This window comes from Spirillospora sp. NPDC052242 (assembly GCF_040679555.1).
In the GTDB taxonomy this organism is placed as follows: Bacteria; Actinomycetota; Actinomycetes; order Streptosporangiales; family Streptosporangiaceae; genus Spirillospora.
This window is the reverse complement of the sequence record NZ_JBFAUZ010000050.1, coordinates 1-21665: the sequence shown is the minus strand read 5'-3', so window position 1 is coordinate 21665 and position 21665 is coordinate 1. Positions and strand designations below refer to the sequence as shown.

At 74.4% G+C, this 21665-nt stretch carries 16 protein-coding genes and 1 pseudogene; 8 read left to right on the top strand and 9 right to left on the bottom strand.

What is annotated here, in order from left to right:
* Positions 1 to 16: 16 nt before the first annotated feature.
* From AB0L25_RS32445 to AB0L25_RS32435, 3 genes are read left to right on the top strand one after another with little or no spacing between them, the layout of a single operon-like run.
* Positions 17 to 1642: an IucA/IucC family protein gene (locus AB0L25_RS32445; protein ID WP_500176562.1), complete on the top strand. Its 1626-nt coding sequence runs from the start codon at positions 17 to 19 to the stop codon at positions 1640 to 1642.
* The gene (locus tag AB0L25_RS32440; RefSeq protein ID WP_500176561.1) at positions 1633 to 3222 is read left to right on the top strand and encodes an IucA/IucC family protein; all 1590 of its coding nucleotides are present in this window, start codon (positions 1633 to 1635) and stop codon (positions 3220 to 3222) included. Before AB0L25_RS32445 ends, AB0L25_RS32440 begins: the two co-directional genes overlap by 10 nt.
* Positions 3219 to 4295, top strand: coding sequence for an alanine racemase (locus AB0L25_RS32435; RefSeq protein WP_500176560.1), 1077 nt, complete (start codon positions 3219 to 3221; stop codon positions 4293 to 4295). The genes AB0L25_RS32440 and AB0L25_RS32435 overlap by 4 nt, the downstream gene beginning before the upstream one ends.
* Before the next feature lie 55 nt (positions 4296 to 4350).
* On the opposite strand, the gene AB0L25_RS32430 is transcribed toward AB0L25_RS32435, so the two are convergent.
* Both AB0L25_RS32430 and AB0L25_RS32425 read right to left on the bottom strand, forming a co-directional pair.
* Positions 4351 to 4797: a hypothetical protein gene (locus tag AB0L25_RS32430; protein WP_500176559.1), complete on the bottom strand. Its 447-nt coding sequence runs from the start codon at positions 4795 to 4797 to the stop codon at positions 4351 to 4353.
* Positions 4794 to 5429: a maleylpyruvate isomerase N-terminal domain-containing protein gene (locus AB0L25_RS32425; protein ID WP_500176558.1), complete on the bottom strand. Its 636-nt coding sequence runs from the start codon at positions 5427 to 5429 to the stop codon at positions 4794 to 4796. The genes AB0L25_RS32430 and AB0L25_RS32425 overlap by 4 nt, the downstream gene beginning before the upstream one ends.
* An 81-nt stretch (positions 5430 to 5510) precedes the next feature.
* Between AB0L25_RS32425 and AB0L25_RS32420 the strand changes: the two genes are divergently transcribed.
* Together AB0L25_RS32420 and AB0L25_RS32415 are read left to right on the top strand one after the other, a co-directional pair.
* Positions 5511 to 7103, top strand: a complete 1593-nt coding sequence (locus AB0L25_RS32420; protein WP_500176557.1) for an AMP-binding protein — start codon at positions 5511 to 5513, stop codon at positions 7101 to 7103.
* Between the two features lie 107 nt (positions 7104 to 7210).
* Positions 7211 to 8695 carry a serine/threonine-protein kinase gene (locus AB0L25_RS32415; protein ID WP_500176556.1) on the top strand — a complete coding sequence of 495 codons (1485 nt, stop codon included), beginning with the start codon at positions 7211 to 7213 and terminating at the stop codon, positions 8693 to 8695.
* A 30-nt stretch (positions 8696 to 8725) separates the two neighbouring features.
* Here AB0L25_RS32415 and AB0L25_RS32410 read toward each other — a convergent pair whose 3' ends face one another.
* The 7 genes from AB0L25_RS32410 to AB0L25_RS32380 form a co-directional block, all read right to left on the bottom strand.
* A complete protein-coding gene (locus tag AB0L25_RS32410) occupies positions 8726 to 9037 on the bottom strand; it encodes a hypothetical protein (RefSeq protein WP_191329913.1) in 312 nt (103 codons plus the stop codon).
* Between the two features lie 103 nt (positions 9038 to 9140).
* Positions 9141 to 9920 carry a class I SAM-dependent methyltransferase gene (locus tag AB0L25_RS32405; RefSeq protein WP_500176555.1) on the bottom strand — a complete coding sequence of 260 codons (780 nt, stop codon included), beginning with the start codon at positions 9918 to 9920 and terminating at the stop codon, positions 9141 to 9143.
* A gap of 96 nt (positions 9921 to 10016) precedes the next feature.
* Positions 10017 to 13442, bottom strand: coding sequence for an ATP-dependent helicase (locus AB0L25_RS32400; protein ID WP_500176554.1), 3426 nt, complete (start codon positions 13440 to 13442; stop codon positions 10017 to 10019).
* A gap of 24 nt (positions 13443 to 13466) precedes the next feature.
* Positions 13467 to 16649 (bottom strand): ATP-dependent helicase, encoded by a 3183-nt coding sequence (locus tag AB0L25_RS32395; protein ID WP_500176553.1) that lies wholly within the window; start codon positions 16647 to 16649, stop codon positions 13467 to 13469.
* A 103-nt stretch (positions 16650 to 16752) separates the two neighbouring features.
* Positions 16753 to 17061, bottom strand: a complete 309-nt coding sequence (locus AB0L25_RS32390) for an MGMT family protein (RefSeq protein ID WP_500176552.1) — start codon at positions 17059 to 17061, stop codon at positions 16753 to 16755.
* Positions 17061 to 18419, bottom strand: a complete 1359-nt coding sequence (locus tag AB0L25_RS32385) for a S8 family serine peptidase (protein WP_500176551.1) — start codon at positions 18417 to 18419, stop codon at positions 17061 to 17063. The genes AB0L25_RS32390 and AB0L25_RS32385 overlap by 1 nt, the downstream gene beginning before the upstream one ends.
* Complete coding sequence (locus tag AB0L25_RS32380; RefSeq protein WP_500176550.1) at positions 18407 to 19186, bottom strand: hypothetical protein; 780 nt, start codon at positions 19184 to 19186, stop codon at positions 18407 to 18409. The genes AB0L25_RS32385 and AB0L25_RS32380 overlap by 13 nt, the downstream gene beginning before the upstream one ends.
* Before the next feature lie 183 nt (positions 19187 to 19369).
* Between AB0L25_RS32380 and moeZ the strand changes: the two genes are divergently transcribed.
* The 3 genes and pseudogenes from moeZ to AB0L25_RS32365 all read left to right on the top strand — a co-directional run.
* Positions 19370 to 20551 (top strand): adenylyltransferase/sulfurtransferase MoeZ, encoded by a 1182-nt coding sequence (moeZ, locus tag AB0L25_RS32375; RefSeq protein WP_500176549.1) that lies wholly within the window; start codon positions 19370 to 19372, stop codon positions 20549 to 20551.
* Between the two features lie 122 nt (positions 20552 to 20673).
* Positions 20674 to 21036 (top strand): annotated as a pseudogene (locus AB0L25_RS32370) (sigma factor-like helix-turn-helix DNA-binding protein); the annotation flags it as partial.
* A 388-nt stretch (positions 21037 to 21424) separates the two neighbouring features.
* Positions 21425 to 21665 (top strand): YciI family protein (locus tag AB0L25_RS32365; RefSeq protein WP_500176547.1); only part of this gene is annotated, 241 nt, incomplete at its 3' end.

Below are 21665 nucleotides of genomic sequence, written 5' to 3'. Positions count from 1 at the left end.
GGGCGACGCTGCGTCCATGGACTCCCCCGCCACCGGCCCCGCCGACCCCGCCCGCTCCGCCCGCACCGCCGCCCCCACCGACATCGAGGGGCCGCTCGCCGCGCGCGTCCTGGACGCCCTGCTGCGGGAGGACTACGCGGGCCTGCGGGGGCTCGTCCGGGAGGAGACCCTGCGGCTGCCGGGTCGTCCCGTACGGCTGGTGAAGGCGTGCCCCGCGTTCCTGTCGGACGTCGAAGTGGACCCGGCGCAGGGCCTGAACCTGGAGGACGTCTTCCGCGCCGTTCGGGTCCTCGCCGATCCCACGGACGACGTCACCGCGTTCGAGCGCGAATGCCGGGACGCCCTGGCCGCCGCCAAGCTGCACCTCGACGCGCGCCCCGCCGTGTACCGGCGCCTCGCCCGCATCCCGGACGACCTGCGCACCGGGCCGGGCACGTTCTACGAGACCCTCGCCGCGTACAACGGGCACCCGGTGCATCCGGCGGGCCTCGGCCGGGCGGGCCTGAGCCCGGCCGACCTGAGCCGGTACGCGCCCGAGTTCGGTCCCGTGTTCCCGCTGCGGTGGGCGTCCGTCCGCGGCGCGGTCCTCGCGGGCGACCCGCCGCCGTGGTGGCCCGCGCCGTCCGACGTCGGGCTGCCGCCCGGCGGCGCGCTGTTCCCCGTGCACCCGCTCGCCGTCCCGCACGTCCGCGAGCGGCCCGGCGCCGTCCTCGCACCGGACCCGTACCTGCGGGTCGGGCCGACGCTGTCGATGCGGACGGTCGCCGCGGCGCCGCTCGAGCACGTGAAGGTGCCGCTGCCGACGAGCACGCTCGGGCTGCGCAACCGCCGCACGATCGTGCCGGGCACGCTGCCGGACGGCGCGCTCGTCGAACGGATCCTGCGGCGCGTCCTCGACCGCGAACCGTCCCTGCCCGTCCTGCTGGCGGACGAGCAGACGTACGGGCACGCGCAGAACCCGCTGCTGGGCTACCTCGTCAGGCGATTCCCGCCCGAGACGGCGCGCGCGCACGTCGTTCCCGTCGCGGCGTTACTTGCCGAAGCACCCGAACACGGCCACGTCATCGAACGCTGGGACGTCGAATCCCTCTTCGCCTCCTACCTCGACGCCCTCTTCTCCTGGAACGTCACCCTGTTCCGCTACGGCATCGCCCTCGAAGCGCACCAGCAGAACGTGTCGCTCGTCTTGGGGGACGGCCCGCTGCGCCTCCTGCTCAAGGACAACGACGGCGCGCTCATCGACCCGGCCCGGCTCCGCGAGCGCCTCCCGCCGGTCCCGGACGCCGACCCGCGCGACCTCATCGACCGCCGCATGACGACCGGCGACCCGGACGCCCTCGCCCGCGTCTTCGTCACGATCACGCTGCACCTGTGCGCGGCGGCGCCCGCCGTCGGCCTCGCCGAGCGGGGCCTGCTCCCCTGGCGGACGGGACGCGCGCTCGTCCGCGACCGGCTCGCCGCGGCGCTCGGACCCGGCGACGCGTTCCTGCGCTCGCGCACCCTCGACGCCGCCGCGCTGCCGGGCAAGGCCATGGTCACCGCCGGAACCCTCGTCGCCAAGGCCAGGACCGGCTCCGCCGACATCAACAAGCACTACGGCCCGGCCGGGCCCAACTATCTACGGGACACCACGTGCTGCTGACCGACCCCGCCCTCTCGGCCGACGACGCCACCGCGACGGCACTGCTGAACTGCCTGATCCGGGAGGTGTGCGCGCCCGAGCAGCAGGTCCGCGCGGACGGCCGGCACCTCGTCGTCCGGCTGCCGCGGGTGGGCGTCGTCCTGCGCACCCGGCTGGCCCGGCCGCCCGCCGGCCCCACCTACCGGCTCGAACCGCCCTACGAGGAGCGGCGCGGCGACGCCTGGACGCCCGCGCCGTGGCACCGGCTCGCCGACCTCGTCGCCGGCGAGCTCGAACTCGCGACCGGGCGTGCGAACCCCGAGTTCCTCGCCCAGGTGGACGACAGCCGCACCGCCCTCGCCGCGATCATCGAGGCGCGCGAGGACTCCGCCGCGCGGGACGACCGGTACATCGCGTCCGAACAGTCGCTCGTCGCCGGGCACCGTTTCCACCCGTCCCCCAAGGCGCGGCAGGGCGCACCCGGCGACTGGCTCAAGTACGCGCCGGAGGCCCGCGCGCGCTTCCGGCCGCACTGGCTCGCCGTCCCCGAGGAACTCGTCGCCGAGGAGGGCGACCCGGACGCGTTCGCGACGCTGGAGAAGCACGGCCCGCCCCCGGGCCCCGGCCGCCGCCTGATCCCCGCGCACCCGTGGCAGCTCACCCTGCTCGCCGACCGCCTGCACCGCGCCTTCCAGACCGGACTGCTCACCGACCTGGGGCCGTCCGACACGGAAGCCGTCCCGACCTCGTCCGTCCGGACCGTTTACCTTCCGGACGCAGACGTCTTCTGCAAGTTCAGTCTCGACGTGCGCATCACCAACTGCGTGCGCAAGAACGCCTGGTACGAACTCTCGGGCGCGGTCGCACTGAACGACCTCCTGGCCCCGGTGTTCGCGTCCATGGGCGTGACCCTCCTGACGGAACCCGCCTACCGCACCGTCACGCTCGCGGACCGCCGCCTGTACGAAGGCTTGGGCGTGATCCTCCGCCAAGGCGTGAAGCACCTACCCGGTACACCGCTGCTCGCGGGCGCCCTGGCCGACCCCTACGGCACCCTCCTGCGCTCCTTCCCCGCCCTGTCGACCCCCGAGGGCGCCCTCGCCTGGTGGGACGCCTACGTGGCCGAGGTGGCGCCGCCCGTCCTCCGCGCGTACCTGGAGCACGGGATCGTCCTGGAACCCCACCTGCAGAACGTCTTGATCTGCGTCGACGCCGACGGGACGCCGGTCCGCGCCGCGTTCCGCGACCTTGAGGGCACCAAGCTCGTCCAGGGCCGCCGGGACCTCTCCCACCTCCCGCCCCGCGTCGCCGAGAGCATCACCTACGCGCCCGACCGGGGCTGGAACCGGGTCGTCTACTGCCTGCTGATCAACCACCTCACCGAGATCGCCGCCGCCGTCGCCGACCTGCACCCGGGCATCGACCTGTGGTCCGCCGCCCGGCGCCACTTCGCCGCGCACGACCACCACCCGCAGGTCCGCGCGCTCCTCGCCGGGGTGCCGCTGCCCGCGAAGGCGAACCTGCGCGCCCGCTGGTCCCGCACCGCCGATCGCGGCGCCACCTACGTCCCCGCACCCAACCCGCTGGCGAGGCCCCTGTGAAACTCGACGACGTCCCCGGCACCCTCCCCGCGTACGTCTACGACCTGCGCGGGCTGGCCGGACACGTCGCGTCCGTCCGCGCGGCGCTCGGCCCCACCGAGCTCTACTACGCCGCGAAGGCGAACCCGGACGCGGAGATCCTCCGCGCCGTCGCACCCCACGTGGACGGCATCGAAGTCGCGTCGGGCGGCGAGCTGACGCACGTCCGGGAGACGCTCCCGCACACCCCCCTCGCGTTCGGCGGCCCGGGGAAGACCGACGACGAACTGGCCCTCGCGCTCCGCCTCGGCGTGGACCGCGTCCACGTGGAGAGCCCCCGCGAACTGTCCCGCCTCGCCATGCTCGGATCGGCGGACGTCCTGCTGCGGGCGAACCTCCCGATCCACACGACGGACGCCGCCCTCCGCATGAGCGGCCCCTTCGGCATGGACGAGGACGCGCTCGCCGAGTGCGCCCGCCGCATCCGCTCGACGAACCTCACGCTGCGCGGCGTCCACGCCCATCTCGCCTCCGGCCTGGACGCCCCCGCGATGATCGACCTCGCGACCCGGATCGTCGACTGGGCGGTGCCGTTCCTCAAGGAGCACGGCGTGGACGACCCGGAGATCAACGTCGGCGGCGGCATGGCCGTCGACTACGCCGCCCCCGGCGCCCGCTTCGACTGGGAGACCTACGGCGCGGGCCTCCCGCCCGGCCACCGCCTCCGTGTCGAGCCCGGCCGCGCCCTCACCGCCTACCACGGCTGGTACGTCACGGACGTCCTCGACGTGAAGACGACGCGCGGCGAGACCTACGCCGTCCTGCGCGGCGGCACCCACCACCTGCGAACCCCCGTCACCAAGGGCCACGACCAGCCCTTCGACGTCCTGACCTCGCAGGACGCCCCGGCCACCCGCGCGACGCTCGTGGGCCAGCTCTGCACCCCGAAGGACGTCTTCGCGAGCGATGTCCCCGTCCCGCCCCTGACCCCGGGCGACATCGTCGCCTTCGCGATGGCCGGCGCCTACGCGTGGAACATCTCCCACCACGACTTCCTGATGCACCCGAACCCCACCTTCCACTACCTCCGCTGACCGTCGCGCCGGCCGTGTGCCGGACGGGCGAGTCCGCGCGCCCGCGGTGGGCGGGTCAGCAGGTCTCGGGGAGGTGGGCGGACGGGCCGTAGTTGATCTTCCAGTCGGCGTAGACGCCGGTCAGGCCGTCGGTGGTGCAGCGGAGGCCGATGCTGATCCAGCGGACCTCGCGGTCGGGGTGCAGCGAGAAGCCGACGGCGATCTCGAACTCGGCCTCGCCGCAGCCCGGGCACTCGCACATGTACAGTTCGGCCTCGTCCAGGTAGTCGGCCCCGTCGGCGATGTACGCCGACGTCCGGCACCGGGCGCAGGTGCGCCGGACGACGCCTTCATCGTCGTCCAGGCGCACCTCGAACGCGCGGTGGCCGCACTCGCCGCACACCGGCTGGACGACCTGATCGACGCGGTATCCCTCGGCCTCGAAGGCCCGGACGTACTCGGCGAGGCCCGCGAAGCCGTCCGTATGCGCGGGCTCGTACGCGGGCTCGTGGGCGGTCGTCATCGGGGGGTGCCGTACCAGCGCCATTCGGTGACGCGGGGGTGGCCGGGGAGGTCGGCGCGGCCGGTCGCCCAGAGGAGCGTCCGCCACGGGGGCGTGTCGCGCGGGGCGTCGGGGAACAGGCGGGCCAGCGTGCGGGCGCACACGTCGGCGGGCGGGTCGTACGGGATGTCCAGGCCCTCGATCAGGTCGTGGGTGTGGACGAGCGTCTCCACGACGCCCATCGCCGCGAAGCCCTCGGGGTCGGACGCGCCGTACACGTGGTACGCGCGGACGTGCGGCGGTGTGACGCGCACCTTCGCGACGAGCAGTGCGCTGCACGCCTCGAAGACCTGCAGGAGGCCGTCCGGTCCCGCGGCGGTGTCGGCGCGGAGGATGGTGGAGGGCGCGGCGGGCCTGCGGCCTTCGCGCGCGAACGGCACGTTGCCGTCCATGGGCGGCTGCGCGGGCGCCAGGTTCATGGCGTACAGCGTGAGCGCGTTGCACATGTGCTCGACGGTCTCCCAGCGGGTCCAGTCGAGCGAGGCGGGGTCGCCGTCCCAGGCGGAGGACGGCGCCGCGCGGAGGGCGTCGAGGGCGGTCCGGACGGCGGCGTCGAGGTCGTCCGGGGTGACGGGTTCGGTGTTCGCTGGCATCGACGCCACCCTAGCCTTTGCGCGCCGTTGAACATCTCGTCTAATGGGTATGGCGACCATCCCGACAAAGGAGAGATTTCGGTGCTCGAGCGGGTGCGTTCGTTCGCGAGCCAGGGAGTACGGGCGGCGCGCGCGGTCCGGGACGTCGGCGCGCTGCGCCCGGTCCGTCCGGACCGGGCGGTCCGGATGCCGCTGGCCTACCTGCGCTACGGACCCGTCCCGGCGACGATCGGGGCGATGTCGGCGCTGCGGTGGCCCGACCGGACGGCCATCGTGGACGAGCGCGGCACGCTCACCTACGCGGAGCTGGAGGGACGGGCGGCGGCGCTCGCCACGGCGCTGCGCGACCGGGTGCGGGACGACGACCGCATCGGAATCCTGTGCCGCAACCACCGGGGGTTCGTCGAGGCGGTGCTCGCGGCGACCAGGCTCGGCACCGACGTGGTCCTCCTGAACACCGACTTCTCCGCGAAGCAGCTCGCGGACGTCGCCGGGCGCGAGGGCGTCGGGCTGCTCGTCCACGACGAGGAGTTCGGGCCGGTCGTGGACGACGCCAGGTTCGGCGGCGCGCGGATCCTCGGCTGGACGGACGCGCCCGCCCTCGAGACGATCGACGCGCTGGTCGAGCAGACCGGCGCCGAGCCGCTGAAGCCCGCGCGGACCAGCAACGTGATCATCATGACGTCCGGGACCACCGGCACCCCGAAGGGCGCGCGGCACGAGATGTCGGTCGCGGCGCTGATCCCGGCCGCGCTGACACACCTGATGCGCGTCCCGGTCCGGTCGGGCGCCCCGATCGTGATCACTCCCCCGCTGTTCCACCTGCTCGGGTTCGCGTACTCGACGGTCGGGCTCGGCATGGGCATGCCGCTGGTGCTGTCGCGCCGCTTCGACGCCGCGAAGGCGCTGCGGCTCATCGCGGACACGGAGGCGGAGGCGCTCGTGGCCGTCCCGGTCATGCTCCAGCGCATCCTGGACGCCCCGGACGTCCCCACGCCGTCGCTGCGGGTGGTCGTGTGCGGCGGTTCGGCGCTGCACCCGCACGTGTCGGACGCGTTCATGGACCGGTTCGGCGACGTCCTCGTCAACGTGTACGGGGCGACCGAGATCGGCTGGGCGACGATCGCGACCCCGGACGACCTGCGGGCGGCGCCCGGCACGGTCGGGCGCCCGTCGCTGCGGCTGACGATCCGGATCCTCGGCGAGGACGGGCGCGAGCTGCCGCCCGGCGAGCCCGGCGAGATCTTCGTCGGCGGCGGGCTGCGGTTCGCCGGCTACACCGGGGGCGGCGGCAAGGAGGAGCGGGACGGCCTGACGAGCACCGGCGACCTCGGCCACTTCGACGACGCGGGACGGCTGTTCGTCGACGGGCGCGCCGACGACATGATCGTCTCGGGCGGGGAGAACGTGTTCCCCGGCGAGGTCGAGGCGCTGCTCGGCGGGCACCCGGACGTCGCGGACGCGTCGGTGACCGGGGTGGACGACGCCGAGTTCGGGCAGCGCCTCGCCGCGTACGTGGTGCGGGCGCCCGGCGCCGACATCGGCGCCGACGACCTCAAGGCGTACGTCAAGGAGCACCTCGCGCGCTACAAGGTGCCCCGGGACGTCCACTTCGTCGACGAACTGCCCCGCACCAGCACCGGAAAGGTCAAGGCGAAGGCGCTGCACGCGTGACGGAGATTCACCGAACAGGCCCTGGCAGAAAACGCACGGTTCCGATCTAATCGGGAGATCGTCCGTAGTTGACTGCGAAATCGAGAATAACGAGAGACGGGGCTGCGGTGGACGCTTTGCGACCTGGGGATCCTCGTACGATCGGCCGTTACACGCTCTCGGCCCGGCTGGGCGCGGGCGGAATGGGGCAGGTGTTCCTCGGCTCGTCCCCCGGCGGCCGGCCGGTCGCGGTGAAGCTCGTCCATCCCGGTTTCGCGGCCGACGCCGAATTCCGGAGGCGTTTCAAACGCGAGGTGGAGGCGGCCCGCCGGGTCGGCGGATTCCACACCGCGCCCGTCGTGGACGCCGATCCCGACGCGGACACTCCATGGCTGGTCACGGCGTACGTGCCCGGGCCTTCCCTCGCCGCCGCGATCGCCGAACACGGACCGCTGCCGCCGGACTCGGTCATCGCTCTCGGGGCCGGGCTGGCGGAGGCGCTGGAGGCCGTGCACGGCGCCGGCGTCGTCCACCGCGATCTCAAACCGTCCAACATCCTGCTCGCTCCCGACGGCCCGCGCGTCATCGACTTCGGCATCGCCCGGGCGGTCGACGCGTCCGGGATCACCGCCCACGCGGGCACGCCCGGCTTCATGGCGCCCGAACTGATCTCCGAAGGGACGATCACCGCGGCGTGCGACGTGTTCGCGCTCGGCGCCGTCCTCGCCTACGCCCTCGGGGTCCGGCCGTTCGGGGAGGGGCCGGTGGAGACGCTGACCTATCGGGTCGTGCACACGCCGCCCGCCCTGGACGGGCTGCCCGCCCCGTTGAGCGGCGTCATCGGGGACTGCCTCGCCAAGGATCCGGCGGCGCGGCCGACGCCCGCCGCCCTGCTGCGGGCACTGTCCTCGGCGGGTGAGGACGGCGACTGGCTCCCGCCGCCCGTGCGGGAGATGCTGACCCGGTATCCCGTCGCCGCTCCCTCCGCGCCCGCGCAGCCGATCACCGGGACGCGGCCCTACGAGGAGGCTCGCGAACAACCGCCGCCGCCCGCCACCGGCCATTTCGTCCAATTCAAGGGGAGCGTTCTGCCCGTGGTCCTCGCCCTTGTGGGGTACGCGGGCCGGTTTCTCATGGGAATCGCCCTCGGGGCGGCCCTGCTGTCCATCACCGTGGCCGCGCAGGGCGGGGACGTCGGCGCGGAATTCGCGCTTTTCGCCGCGATTCTCGTCGTGGTGACGTTCTGGCTGGTCCGTTCCTCGGTCGCGTGGATGATTTCGCAAGTCACGGCGCTGCGGAAACCGTGCGAACTGGACGTCGGCACGGCCGGCGTCGAACTCCGGTACGGCGGTCGCCGCGTCGTTTACCGCTGGCACGAGATCGGCCGGGTCGTGGTCCGCCGCGCGGAGGACGTCGGATGGGCGGTCTGCGTTTTCCCCCGGCCCGGCACCGCCTTTCCCGCGGTCCGCAGCCCGCGGACGCCCCTGTGCTTCCTGGAGAGGAAGACGGGCTGGATCGTGGTCGTGCCCGTCCACCGCCTCAAGGGCTCCCGCCAGGAGATCGAGACGTCCATCGCCCGTTACGCGGGGCCCCTGTGGGGCGGCAACGCCTGACCGGTGCGGCGGCCGGCCGGGGGAACGCCGTCAGGCGGCGCGGCGTTTGGCGGCCATGCAGATGCGGGCGAGGTCGTTCAGGGCGTCCGCGCGGCGCTCGTCCAGCGGCCGGTCGTCGCCAGGGGCGGCCTCGGCGAGGGTGTCGATGACCAGGGAGAACAGCGGCCATTCGGCGGGGCCGATGGCGCCCTGGAAGTCGACGCCGTCGGCGAGGTCGTCGACGTCGAGGTTGCGCGCGAAGGCGGCGAGGGCGGCCTCGGCCGCCACGACGCCGATGCGCATCGCCAGCGCGGCCGGCTCGCGCTCCAGAGGCCGGTCGAGGGGAAGGGTGCTGGAAGCCATGCGCGACAACATAGAACACATGAGCGAGCGGCGTCGAACGTTTGCTCGAAAAAGTGCCCCGTGTCGCGCCCGGAACGTCGGGACGCTCCCGGTTCGCCGTCCGTCAGCCCGCGATGGCGTGCAGGAAGAGCAGCGAGTGCGTGAAGTGCAGCTCGCCGTCCCGCTCGCTCGGCCGCATCCCGGTCGGGGGCCCGCCGCCCAGTTCGTCCCGCAGTTCGCGGCGGATCGGCTCCCGCACGTCCTCGGGCGTGCCGGAGAACTCGAGCCACGGCTCCAGCGGACGGACGATCTCGAACCGTTCGGCCCGCTTCACCTCGGCGCCCGCCCCGGTGACCAGCTCGACGACCTGCGCCTCGGTGAGGATCGTCCCGTGCGAGGGGTCGCGGAGCCGCTCGATCCGGTCGGGATCGCCGTCGAGGTCGTCGGGGCGGACGAGGTCGGCGACGAAGATCGCCGCACCGGGCCGGCTGACCCGCTCCATCTCCTTCACGACGGCCTTCGGGTCGGCGACCTGGTGCAGGGAGAAACGCGTGACGACGAGGGTGAACGACCGGTCGAGGTAGGGCAGGGCGGCGGCGTCGCCGTGCGCGAAGGTGACGTTGGTGACGCCGTCGCGGTCGACGGCGCGCTTGCCCTCGGCGAGCATCGCGGGCGTCAGGTCGAGGGCGGTGACGTGCCGGACGTGGCGCGCGATCGCCCGCGACACCAGCGCGGTCCCGGCGGCGACCTCCAGCACGACGTCCTCGAGATCGAGTTCGGGGTCCATGAACCGGACGAGCCGGTCCAGATGCCGGGTGAACGCCTCGTTGCGGCCCGGGTCGGCGAATCCGGCCGCCTGCTTGGAGAACTCGCGGACCACCTTCGCGTCATGGGATTCCGTCATGCCGCAGCCTCCCTCGTCGGTTCCCCGGATCATCCCCGAAAGCACCGGCGGTGAACAGAGCCGCGTGATGATGATCACCCGCGCGGGCGCGGCGGGTCAGCCCGCGGGGACGCCGTCCAGCAGCGCCGCGAGCCCGTCCGCGTCCAGCAGGTCCGCCGGACGGACGGTCACGCCCGCGCGCACGTAGTGGAACGCGGCGCTCACCCGCTCGACCGGGACGCCCGCGAGCTGCGCCCACGCGACCCGGTACGCGGCGAGCTGGACTGCCGCGAACCGCGCGTCGTCGCCCGACGGGGGCCGCCCGGTCTTCCAGTCGACGACCTCGTAGCCGCCGTCGGAGGACCGGAACACCGCGTCCATCCGGCCCCGGACCAGCCGGTCGCCGATGATCGTCTCGAACGGCACCTCGATGTCGAGGGGCTCGCGCGCCGCCCACTCCGACGCCTCGAACGCCTCCCGCAGCCGCTCGAAGTCGGCGTCGTCGGCCGCACCCTCGTCCGCCGCGCCGGGCAGCTCGTCCGGGTCGAGGAGCCGCTGCTGCCCCCAGCGTCCCTCGAGCCAGGTGTGGAACGCGGTGCCGCGCCGCGCGTACGGGGCGGGCGGGCGCGGCATCGGGCGGCGGATCTGCCGGGCGAGCGCGGCGGGGTCGCGGGCGAGCACCACCAGCGACGACACCGACAGGTGCCCCGGCAGCTCGACGAGCGTCCCGTCGCCGCCGCGCCCCCGGTCGCGCTCGGCCAGCAGCAGCTCGACGTCCCGCGCCCACGCCGACATGCGGGCCCGGTCGGCGTCGGCGAGGCCGCCGGTGCCCGCCCAGTGCAGGACGCGGCCCGCCATCGCGTCCTCGACCATGCGGGCGCCCTCGACGACGGCCTCGTAGCGTTCCCGCGCGGACAGGTCGGTGTGCCCGCGGTCGCCCGGCGCCGCCGGCCACGGCGCCTCGTCGGGGTCGGCGAGCAGCGGGTTCGTCGCGTCCGGCGGCGGCCGGTCGGCCCACGCGACGATCTTCCCGGAGCCCGCCGCGCACACCTCCCGGACCTCCTCCAGGAACGGCGACGGCCCCAGCGGGCGGCCCGACGACCCCCACCAGTAGCCGGTGGCGATCAGCAGGCTGGACGCGCGCGTCACCGCGACGTACGCGAGCCGCCGCTCCTCGCGCACGTCCCGTTCGGCGCACGCCTGCTCGAACGCCGCGAGGTCGTCCTTCTCCAGGCCCGCGAGGTTCGGCAGGTCGGCGCGGTCGCCGCGCAGCGGGAACGGCAGGACGCGCGGGTTCGCGGTCCAGCGGGTGGCGTTCTGCGGCGGCGACGGGAAGATCGACCCCTTCGCCGGGTTCCCGTTCTTCTGCGCCGTGTACGCGAGCCCGGGGACGATCACGACCGGCCATTCCAGGCCCTTGGACGCGTGCACGGTCAGCAGCTTGACGCTGTCGGTCTCCCCCACGCGCCCGGCCTCGAGCCCGAACTCCTCGGTCTCGGCGGCCTTGAGGTAGGCGAGGAACGCGCCGAGCGTCGGGTCCTCGGCGTCGCCGGCGAACCGCGCGGCGGCGTCGATGAACGCGTCGAGGTCGGCGCGCGCCGTGACCGGGTCGAGCCCGGACCGGGCCGCGACCTCGATGTCGAGCCCGAGCGCCCGCTCGACCTCGTTCACCAGGTCGGGCAGCGGCAGCCCGACCTGCCCGCGCAGCACCCGCAGCTCGTCGCGGAGCCGCCGCAGCCGCCCGTACCCCTCGGGCGAGTACGCGGCCGGGTCGCCCAGGTCGTCGAGGGCGTCCACGAGGCTGCCGGTCTCCTGGTTCAGCTCGCTGACGAGCTGCCGCAGCGGATCGTCACCCGGCTCCGGGCCCGGCTGTTCGGCGCCCCCCTCTTCCGCGCCCCCCATGTCGATCATCTGGGACTTCAAGGTCTTCGACGCCCCGCCCTCGCCGGGCTCCTCGTCGCGCGCGGGTGGCGGGGTCACGTCGCGCGCCTGCTCCTGCGCCAGCGCGCGCGCCCGCCGCCCCAGCGCGACGAGGTCGCGGGGGCCGAGCCGCCAGCGCGGCCCGGTGAGCAGGCGGGCGAGGGACGCCCCGGCCGACGGGTCGTGCATGACGCGCATGGTCGCGACGATGTCCTGCACCTCCGGGACGGTCAGCAGCCCGCCGAGCCCGACGACCTCCACCGGGATCCCGCGGGCCTCCAGCGCCCGCCGCAGCAGCGGGAACTGCGACCGCTTGCGGGCCAGCACGGCGACGTCGGAGAACCGCAGCGGCTCGGGCTGCGGCTCCCCGTCCGGCGCCGTGCCGGGGTCGGCGGCCAGCAGCGCCGCGATCCGGCCCGCGATGCGCTCGGCCTCCTCCTCGACGGTCTCGAACAGCGCGCACTCGACGCGGCCGCGCCCGTCCCGCCCGGCGCCCGGCACGAGGACCGGCACCGCCTTGGTGTCGGCGCGCAGCTCCTCCTGGATGCGGGCCGCCGCGTCGAGGATCCGCTCCCCGTTCCGGAACGACCGGCTCAACTGGACGACCGGCGCCGGAACCGGCTTCCGCCCGGCGACCGGGGGCTGCGCCGGGAAGTCGTAGGCGAACCGCAGCAGGTTGCCCGCGCTCGCGCCCCGCCACCCGTAGATCGACTGGCACGGGTCGCCGACGGCCGTGACCGGGTGCCCGCCCGCGAACAGCGACCGCAGCAGGACGAGCTGCGCCTGGCTGGTGTCCTGGTACTCGTCGAGCAGCACGACCGAGAACCGCGACCGCTCGATCATCCCGACCTCGGGATGCCGCGCCGCGATCCGGGCGGCAAGGGCCATCTGGTCGCCGTGGTCGATGACCTCCTTCGCCGCCTTCGCCCGCCCGTACGCCTCGATGAGCGGCATGAGCTGCTCGCGGACCGCCTGCTTGGCGAGGACGTCGCGCTGCGCCTTCAGCGGCTTGCGCAGCGCCGCGAACATCTCCTCCAGCCGCGCCCCGACGCCCCGGACGTCGTCGGCCGTCCGCAGGTGCTCGGCCAGGTCGCCCGACAGCTCCATGACCGCCTTCGTGACGGTGTCGGGCGACCAGTCGATGCGGTCCATCGGCCCGTTGTAGGCGTCGACGACCCGCGAGCAGATCTGCCACGCGACCGCCGGGGAGATCAGCCGCATCGTCGGCTCGAGGGCCTCGCGCAGCGCGTGGTCGCCGAACAGCCGCGCCGCGTACGCGTGGTACGTCGACACCATCGGCTCGCCGTCGAACAGGGACTCGCCGCCGAGCCGCTCCAGCTCGTCCGCGGGCAGCACCTCCCGCAGCGCGTCGAGCCGCTTGCGGACGCGCGCGCCCAGTTCGGCGGCGGCCTTGCGGGTGAACGTGAGCCCGAGGACGCGTTCGGGCCGGACGAACCCGTTCGCGACGAGCCACACGACGCGCGCGGCCATCGTCTCGCTCTTGCCGGACCCGGCGCCCGCGACGACCGCCATCGGCGCCATCGGCGCCTCGATCACGCGGGCCTGCTCGTCGGTGGGCTCGGGGATCTCCAGCAGCCGCGCCAGCTCGGCCGGGGTGATCACCGAAGGCCCCCCGCGTCCGCCCGCCTACTCACCGACCTGCCCGCCCTCGTCGTGGACGGGGCAGCAGGAGCGTACGGGACACGTCCGACACTTGTCGTTGGCGCGGGCCTGGAAGACGTCCGAGGCCATGCCGGTCGCGACGACCTCGATGAGCTTCTTCGGCCACTCGGGATCCGGGTCCTCGGACGGGGGCGGCTGCTCCTGCTCCCGCGCGCGCGCCGCGAACGCCGCCTTGCCCACCTGGATGAGCTTCGCGCCGCCGGGCTCGATCAGCCCGTGGCGCTCGAACGCGCCCAGCATCACCGCGTACTGGTACACGCCGAGCTGCGGGTGGCGCGCCAGGTCGTCCTTCGGCACCGCGGTCGTGGACGTCTTCACGTCGATGATCACGGCGCGTCCGTGCTCGTCCCGTTCGGCGCGGTCGATGCGGCCCTTGATGACGACGCGGCCGAGGTCGACCTTGAACGACTCCTCCAGCGCCACGACCTCGTTCGGGTTGTCGCGGTGCCAGGTCAGGAACTTGTCGACCATCTTCGCGGCCTGCTCGCGCTGCTTGTCGGAGTACCACGAGCTGCGGAACTCCAGGTCGTTCCAGATGTCGTCGAGCCGCTCGGCGACGTGCACCTCGTCGATGCCGTCGTCCGCGCCCGCCATCTCGGCGACCGCGTGCACCACCTTGCCCATGGTGCTGAACTCGTTCGGGCCGCCCTCCTGCGCGCCGACGGCCGACGCCAGCAGCCACCGCAGCCCGCAGGTGGTGAACGCCTCCACCTGCGACGGCGAGATCGTGATCTGCTCGTCCTCGGTGAACGCGGGACCCGGGTCCGACAGCGCGGTGATGGCGTACCAGTTCTCCGGACGGGCGCCGCGCACGCCCGCGCGCGCGAGGCGCGCGAGGTGGCCGGCGGCCGCGCGCCGCAGCGGCTCGGGCCGTCCCGCGTCGGCGACGACCGAGCGGAGGTCGGCGACCAGCGCCGACAGGGAGAGCCAGCGCGTCTTCTCGTCGAGCTGCGACTGCTCGATCGCGCCCGGCAGCAGCTCGTTCAGGAACCGCGACGGCCGCTCCTCCGCGTCGTCGCCGCCGACCGCCGTCACGACGAGCCGCCTGCGCGCGCGAGTGACCGCGACGTAGAAGAGCCGGCGTTCCTCGTCGAGCATCTTCGCGGCCATCGACGCGCCGACCGCGGGCCCGTCCGCCGGGCCGTCCTCCTGGGAGCCCGCGTGGTGCTCGACCAGTTCCTCGACGCCCAGCAGGGAGCCGCGCAGCCGCAGGTCCGGCCAGACGCCCTCCTGCACGCCCGCGACGACCACGACGTCCCATTCGAGGCCCTTCGAGCGGTGCGCGGTGAGGATCCGGACGGCCTCGCCCTCGGGCGCCTGCTCGGCGAGCGTGTCCCCGGCGATCTCCTGGGCGGCGATGTTGTCGACGAACAGCTCCGGGCCCGCCTGCGGCAGCCGGTCGACGAACCGGGCCGCGTGGTCGAACAGCGCGACGACGGCGTCGAGGTCCCGGTCGGCCGCGGCGCCGCGCGTCCCGCCCCGCATGCTCTGCTCCAGCAGCGCGTCGGCCTGCCCGCTCTCGCGCCACACGTCCCACAGGACGTCCTCGGCGGTGCCGCCCTCGGCGACGCTGCGGCGCGCCGTCTCGATCAGGTGGGCGATCCGTTCCGCCGGGCCCCGCACCCGCTCGTGGACGAGCGCGACTTCCCGCGGGTCGTTCACCGCCGCCACCAGCAGGTCCCCCAGCGGACGGTTCCCGCCCGAGAGCTCCTCCAGGTCGCGCAGCGCGCGCTTGAGACGGCGCATGCCGAGCGCGTCGGCGCCCCCGAGCGGGCCGGTCAGCAGGTCCTCGGCGACGGCGTCGTCCAGGTAGTCCTTCTTCAGCGCCGCCCGCAGCAGCACCAGGAACGGGCGCACGGCGGGCTCGGACACCAGCGGCACCTCGTCGCCCGCGACGACAACCGGCACCCCGGCCTGCGCGAGCGCCCGCCGCAGCACCGGCACCTGCCGGACCGCGCTGCGCACCAGCACCGCCATCCGCGACCACGGCACCCCGTCGAGCAGGTGCGCGCGCCGCAGCTCGTCCGCGACCAGCGCCGACTCCTGCGACTCCGAGTCGGCGATCACCGCCCGGACCTCGCCCTCCTCGGCGTCCTCCGGCGGGACCAGCGCCCGGTGCTCGGCGGCGAGCGACGACCCGGCGGGCAGCCGCCGCGCGATCCGCCGCGACGCCTCCAGGATCTCCGGCCCCATCCGGCGGCAGTTCCGCAGCGCCACCACGGGCGCCGGGTCGCCGTCGAGCGTCCGGAACCGCTCGGGGAACTCCAGGATCCCCCGCACGTCGGCGCCCCGGAACCCGTAGATCGACTGGTCGGGGTCGCCCACCGCCACCAGGTCGCGGCCGCCGCCCGCCAGGTGCCGCAGCAGCGCCTCCTGCGCGGGGTCGGAGTCCTGGTACTCGTCGACGAACACGACGTCGTAGGCGTCCCGCTCGCGGTTCCGCGCGTCCTCGTCGGCGAGGGTCTCCGCCGCGATCTGGATCAGCTCGCCGTAGTCGTAGGTCGGGACGGGATCAAGCGCGAACCGCTCCTCGTACCGGTCCATGAACCCGGCGATGGCGTGCCAGTCGTCCCGTCCCCGGATGCGGCCGAGCGCGTCCAGGTCGTCCGGCAGGTAGCCGCGCTCGACGGCCCGCAGCACGAAGTCCCGCAGCTCCTCGGCGAACCCCCGCGTCGCCAGCGCCGCGCGCAGCCGCTCCGGCCAGCCGAGGGCGCCGTCCGCCAGCTCGCCCTCCAGCAGCCGCCGCACCTCCAGGAGCTGCTCGGGCCCCGACAGCAGCCGCGGCGACGGCTCCTCGCCCTCGACGGCCTCCCGCCGCAGCACCGCGTACGCGTACCCGTGGAACGTCAGCGCGAGCGGCGTCCGCGTCGTCCGGTGCAGGCGGCCCGCGATCCGCTGCCGCAGCTCCCCGGCCGCCTTCCGGCTGAACGTGAGGACGAGCACCCGTTCGGGGTCGACGCCCCGGTTCTCGATCCGGTCGACGACCGCCTCGACGATCGTCGTCGTCTTCCCAGTGCCCGGCCCCGCCAGCACCAGCAGCGGACCCCCGGCGTGCTCGACCACGCGCCGCTGCCCGTCGTCCAGGACGGGCGCGACGGCGCGCGCGGGACCGGCGCGGCGCACGAGACGGTAGGAAGCAGGCGGCACAACAGTTCATTGCAGCAGATCAACGAGCATGATCGGACCACAACGCACCCATGTCGCGGAAGTGTGCAGGGTGGAACGCCGAAGTAAATGTGACGGGACTGGTTCAGGCGGGTTCGTCCGGGTTCCAGCGGGCGCGGGCCATGTCGACGCGGCGGCCGTCCGGACGCAGCGGGGTGCCCTCGGCCCGCCACCGCTCGTGCGCGCGCACCTCGTCGCAGCGCGGCGGGCTCCCGTCCGCGCGAATCACGCGCCACCACGGCACCCCGCCGCCGAACAGCGACATGACCCGGCCGACCTGGCGGGGCCCGCCGCGCCCGATCAGCTCGGCGATGTCCCCGTACGCCAGCACCTTGCCGGGCGGGATCCGCTCCACCGTCTCGAGCACGGCCTCGGAGTACTCGTCTGGGTCCATCACCCGATCGTCTCGCGTCCGCCGGGCCGCCACGGCCCGGGCGCGGGATCCGGGCCGGTGTGCCGTCCGGGCCGGAGGCCGGGCAGCGGAAGGCCGGGCCGGGCGAGGCCGGGCGGGCCCGCGCCGGGTCCGGGTCCACCGCCGGGGACGGACGGGCGCGTGTCGCGCGGGTGGCGGCGGGCGAACAGGGCCGAGATCCACACCGCGGCGATCGTCCCGCCCAGGATCCCGCCGACGATCAGGACGAGCGCGCCCGTGAACCAGGCGGGGCGCTCGATGACCCGCACCGGCTCCGGCTCGGCGGCGCCGAACCGCCGCCCCGGCGGCTTGCCCGCGGTCGTCGTCGCCCGCTCCCGCACCAGCTTCGCCGCGGCCGTCAGGGACCGCGCCGCGTGCACCACGCCGAACCCGATCTGGGCGTCGTAGGTCTCCGCCGGCCCGTTGCGGGTGCCGTCGACGATCGCCTGCGCGACCAGCGCCGGCGGCAGCTCCGGATACTCCGCCTTGATCAGCGCCGCGATGCCCGACACGAGCGCGCTGGAGTCGCTCGTGCCGCTGCTCAGCGCGTACCGTCCGCCCGGCAGCGCGACCGGCAGCCCGGTGCCGGGCGCCGCGACGAGCACCGAGTAGTTGCTGTTGGAGAACGGTGCGCGCGCGCCGCCGGGCCGGGACGCCGCGACCGCGATCACGCCCGGGTACGACGCCGGGTACGAGTACGGCGCGAACCCGTGGCCGTCCAGGACGTCCGGGTCGTCGCCGTCGTTGCCGACCGCCGACACCACCACGGCGCCCTTCGCCATCGCGTACGCGATCGCCTGCCGCTCCGCCGTGATCTCGCCCTCCTTGCCGAGCGAGAGGTTGATGACGTCCGCGCCCTGGTCGGCGGCGTGGCGGATGCCGCGCGCGACGGCCTCCTCCGCCTTCTTCGAGCGGCGGAACCGCGCGTACGAGGCGTCCTCCTCCTCGGCGATCGACCGGATCGACAGGATGCGCGCCTCCGGGGCGACGCCGATGATGCCGTCGCGGCGGCCCGGCCCGTGGCCGCGGCCCGCGATCAGCGACGCCATCCCGGTCCCGTGCAGCCGCTCCGGCTCCGTCCCGGCGTCCTCCTCCGCGAGCATGTTGGGCCCGACGGTGACCGCGCTCCGCAGATCGGCCTGGTCCGGGTCGACGCCCGAGTCGACGACCGCGACCGTCACGCCCTCCCCGCGCGTCACCTTCCACGCCTCGTCCACGCCGAGGACGTCCAGGGCCGGCTGCTGCCGCGCCCGCACCTCGTCCGCGCGGGCCGGGGCGGCCGGCAGCCACGCCACGGCGCACGCGGTCAGCACCGCCGCCGCGCGCCTCAGCACTGCCACTCGCGCTTGGAACAGTCCGGCAGCGCCGGCGTGGACAGCGACTCCTCCAGGGCGTTCGCGAGCTGCGGCGCCAGGACGAACGGGCGCCCGGGGCGCTCCCGCTCGACGGCCGCCGCGGGGCGCCCGTCGGTGTGCCCGGACGTCGTCAGCAGCACGTACGGGCCGCCGCGGTCGCTCCCCCGGGCCTGCCGGGCCTCGTCGGTGAACCGTCCGGAGGCCGTCCCGGGGAACGCCGCGGCCTTCAGCGCGGGCCGCACCCCGCCGGACCCGTCCGGTCCCTTCGCGCCCGGGAGTTCCTTGAACGCCCGGTCGGCCTTGAAGGCGTCCGGGAAGACGACGACGCCGACCGTCGTCACGATGCCGTTCAGCGCCCCCACGTACGTCGCGCGCAGGACGGCCCTGCAGCCGTGCCGGACGAGCGTCTTCACGAGCGCGGGGTCCACGGCCTGCGCGCAGTCGGTGTCGGGCACGATGCCCGTCCGCGTCGCGTACTCGGTGACGCCCTTCTCGACCCGGTACGGGACCCGGTCGGGGAAGATCCGCTCCGCGGGCCACGCCTGCCACCGCCGCGCCACCTCGGTCCGGGACGCGATCTCCAGTTCGGCGTCCGTCGGGTCGCGGGTGTAGGAGTTCCACACGCTGCCCAGCGCCGCCACGGACGCCAGCAGGTAGCAGCAGCCGACGACGATCGCGACGGCCATCCACTGCCGCCCGCGCAGCCCGAGCACGGTGACGCGCGGGGGCGGTTCCGGTGGGGGGAACGGCACGGGAGGCTGGGGGGAAGGGGGCAGGAACGCCACAACAGCCTAGATTAGCTGCGGTTCCGGCATTCCGCCCCTCTCGTCGGGGTGACGGCGGGGAATGCGGCCGGTCATGGCAAGGTTGTGCGAGTGGGGACGACGATGTCCCGCCCCCTTGAACAGCCGAGCGTCAGCACAGGAGCACCCACCGTGTCGTTGCCACCTCTGGTCGAGCCCGCAGCGGAGCTCACCCGTGACGAGGTCAACCGCTACTCGCGGCACCTGATCATCCCCGACGTCGGAATGACCGGTCAGAAGCGACTCAAGAACGCGAAGGTCCTGGTCGTGGGCGCGGGCGGCCTCGGCTCCCCGGCCCTGCTCTACCTGGCCGCCGCGGGCGTCGGCACCCTCGGCGTCATCGACTTCGACGTCGTCGACGAGTCGAACCTGCAGCGGCAGATCATCCACCGGCAGTCGTCCCTCGGCAAGCCGAAGGTCGAGTCCGCCGCCGACACCGTCCGTGAGATCAACCCGCTGATCGACGTCGTGGTCCACAACACGGCGCTCGACCGCGACAACATCATGGACATCTTCTCCGGCTACGACCTCATCCTGGACGGCACCGACAACTTCGCCACCCGCTACATGGTGAACGACGCGGCCGTCCTGCTCGGCAAGCCGTACGTGTGGGGCTCCATCTACCGTTTCGACGGCCAGGCGTCGGTGTTCTGGGCCGAGCACGGCCCCTGCTACCGCTGCCTCTACCCCGAGCCCCCGCCGCCCGGCATGGTCCCGTCGTGCGCCGAGGGCGGCGTCCTGGGCGTCCTGTGCTCGTCCATCGGCTCCATCCAGGTCAACGAGGCCATCAAGCTGCTGACCGGCATCGGCGAGCCCATCGTCGGCCGCCTGATGATCTACGACGCCCTGGAGATGACGTACCGCTCGGTCAAGGTCCGCAAGGACCCCGAGTGCCCGCTCTGCGGCAAGAACCCCACGCAGACCGAGCTCCTCGAGGACTACGAGGCCTTCTGCGGCGCCGTGTCCGAGGAGGCCACCGCGGCCGTCAAGGACTCGACGATCTCCGTGCACGACCTCAAGGCCATGCAGGACCGCGCCGACGACATCTTCCTCGTCGACGTCCGCGAGCCGAACGAGTACGAGATCGTCTCGATCCCGGGCGCGACCCTCATCCCGAAGGGCGAGTTCCTGAACGGCTCGGCCCTCGAGCGGCTGCCGCAGGACAAGAAGATCGTCCTGCACTGCAAGTCGGGCGTCCGCTCCGCCGAGGCGCTCGCCGTGGTGAAGAGCGCCGGCTTCGCCGACGCCGTCCACGTCGGCGGCGGCGTCGTGGCCTGGGTCAACCAGATCGACCCGAGCCTCCCGTCCTACTGACGCACCGGCGGAGGCCCCCGGAACCGCGCGGTTCCGGGGGCCTTCGTCATGCCCGGGCGCACCATGGCGATCCTCACGCGCCGCTCGCGCGTCCCCGAGGTGGGTAGCGTGGCGCCGCGACCGGGTGCTTCGACGCGGCCGAGGAGGCCGTGCAGGAGGCGCTGGCCGACGCGGTGGCGCAGTGGCCCTCCGAGGGGCTGCCGGACAGCCCGCAGGGGTGGCTGGTCACGGTCGCGTCCCGGCGGCCGGCCGACCGGGTGCGCGGCGAGGAGGCCCGCAGGCGGCGGGAGGCCCGCGCCGCGGCGCCCGGCGGGGACGACACCCTCACGCTGCTGTTCCTGTGCTGCCATCCCGCGCTCTCCGAGCCGTCGCGGGTGGCGCTGACGCTGCGGGCGGTCGGCGGGCCGACCACGGCGCAGATCGCCCGCGCGTTCCTGGTACCGGAGGCGACGATGGCGCAGCGCATCAGCCGGGCGAAGCGGCGGCCCCGCTGGGACCAGGATCGCGCCCGCTGGGACCGGGACATGAGCCGAGAGCCTCGGCGGCCGCCGGGTGATGGGCCCGACGGGCGGGGACGGCTTCGCGGTCGGGCGGTTCACCGACCCGGAGGGCAACCTCGTCGGGGTCGCGGGACCGAAGTAGGAACGGAGGCCAGGGGCGACGTGAAGTACCTGATCCTGATCTACGGCAATCCGGAGAACTGGGAGCATCCGCTGTTCCTGCGGGATCCGGCTACCTGGCGCTGCCGCAGGAGGAGCGGGACGAACTGGCCGGGCGGGCGGCGCGATGGCACGACGAGATCACCGAGTCCGGTGAGCTGGTCGAGGGCGTGGCGCTCGCCGATCCCGCGGCGCCCGGACCGTCCGGGCGTCCATGACGACGGACGGCCCGTTCCCGGAGGCGAAGGAGCAGCTCGCGGGGTACCTGCTGGTCGACTGCGCGACCCCGGAACGCGCGCTCGAGTCGCGGCGGGCCTGCCCGACGCGCGGCTCGGCGCCGTCGAGGTGCGCCCGGTCGTGCACGCGCCCGCCCCCGGCGGGTGAGCGTGGACGCGGGGCCCCCCCCCGCGGGGGGGGGGCGCGGCCGGGCGCGGGGGGGGGGGCAGCGGGGGCGG

Coding starts and splice junctions, on each gene's coding strand:
- AB0L25_RS32445 (WP_500176562.1), top strand. CDS start 17: ATGGACTCCCCCGCCACCGGCCCCGCCGACCCCGCCCGCTCCGCCCGC.
- AB0L25_RS32430 (WP_500176559.1), bottom strand. CDS start 4,797: ATGACGACCGCCCACGAGCCCGCGTACGAGCCCGCGCATACGGACGGC.
- AB0L25_RS32425 (WP_500176558.1), bottom strand. CDS start 5,429: ATGCCAGCGAACACCGAACCCGTCACCCCGGACGACCTCGACGCCGCC.
- AB0L25_RS32410 (WP_191329913.1), bottom strand. CDS start 9,037: ATGGCTTCCAGCACCCTTCCCCTCGACCGGCCTCTGGAGCGCGAGCCG.
- AB0L25_RS32405 (WP_500176555.1), bottom strand. CDS start 9,920: ATGACGGAATCCCATGACGCGAAGGTGGTCCGCGAGTTCTCCAAGCAG.
- AB0L25_RS32390 (WP_500176552.1), bottom strand. CDS start 17,061: ATGGACCCAGACGAGTACTCCGAGGCCGTGCTCGAGACGGTGGAGCGG.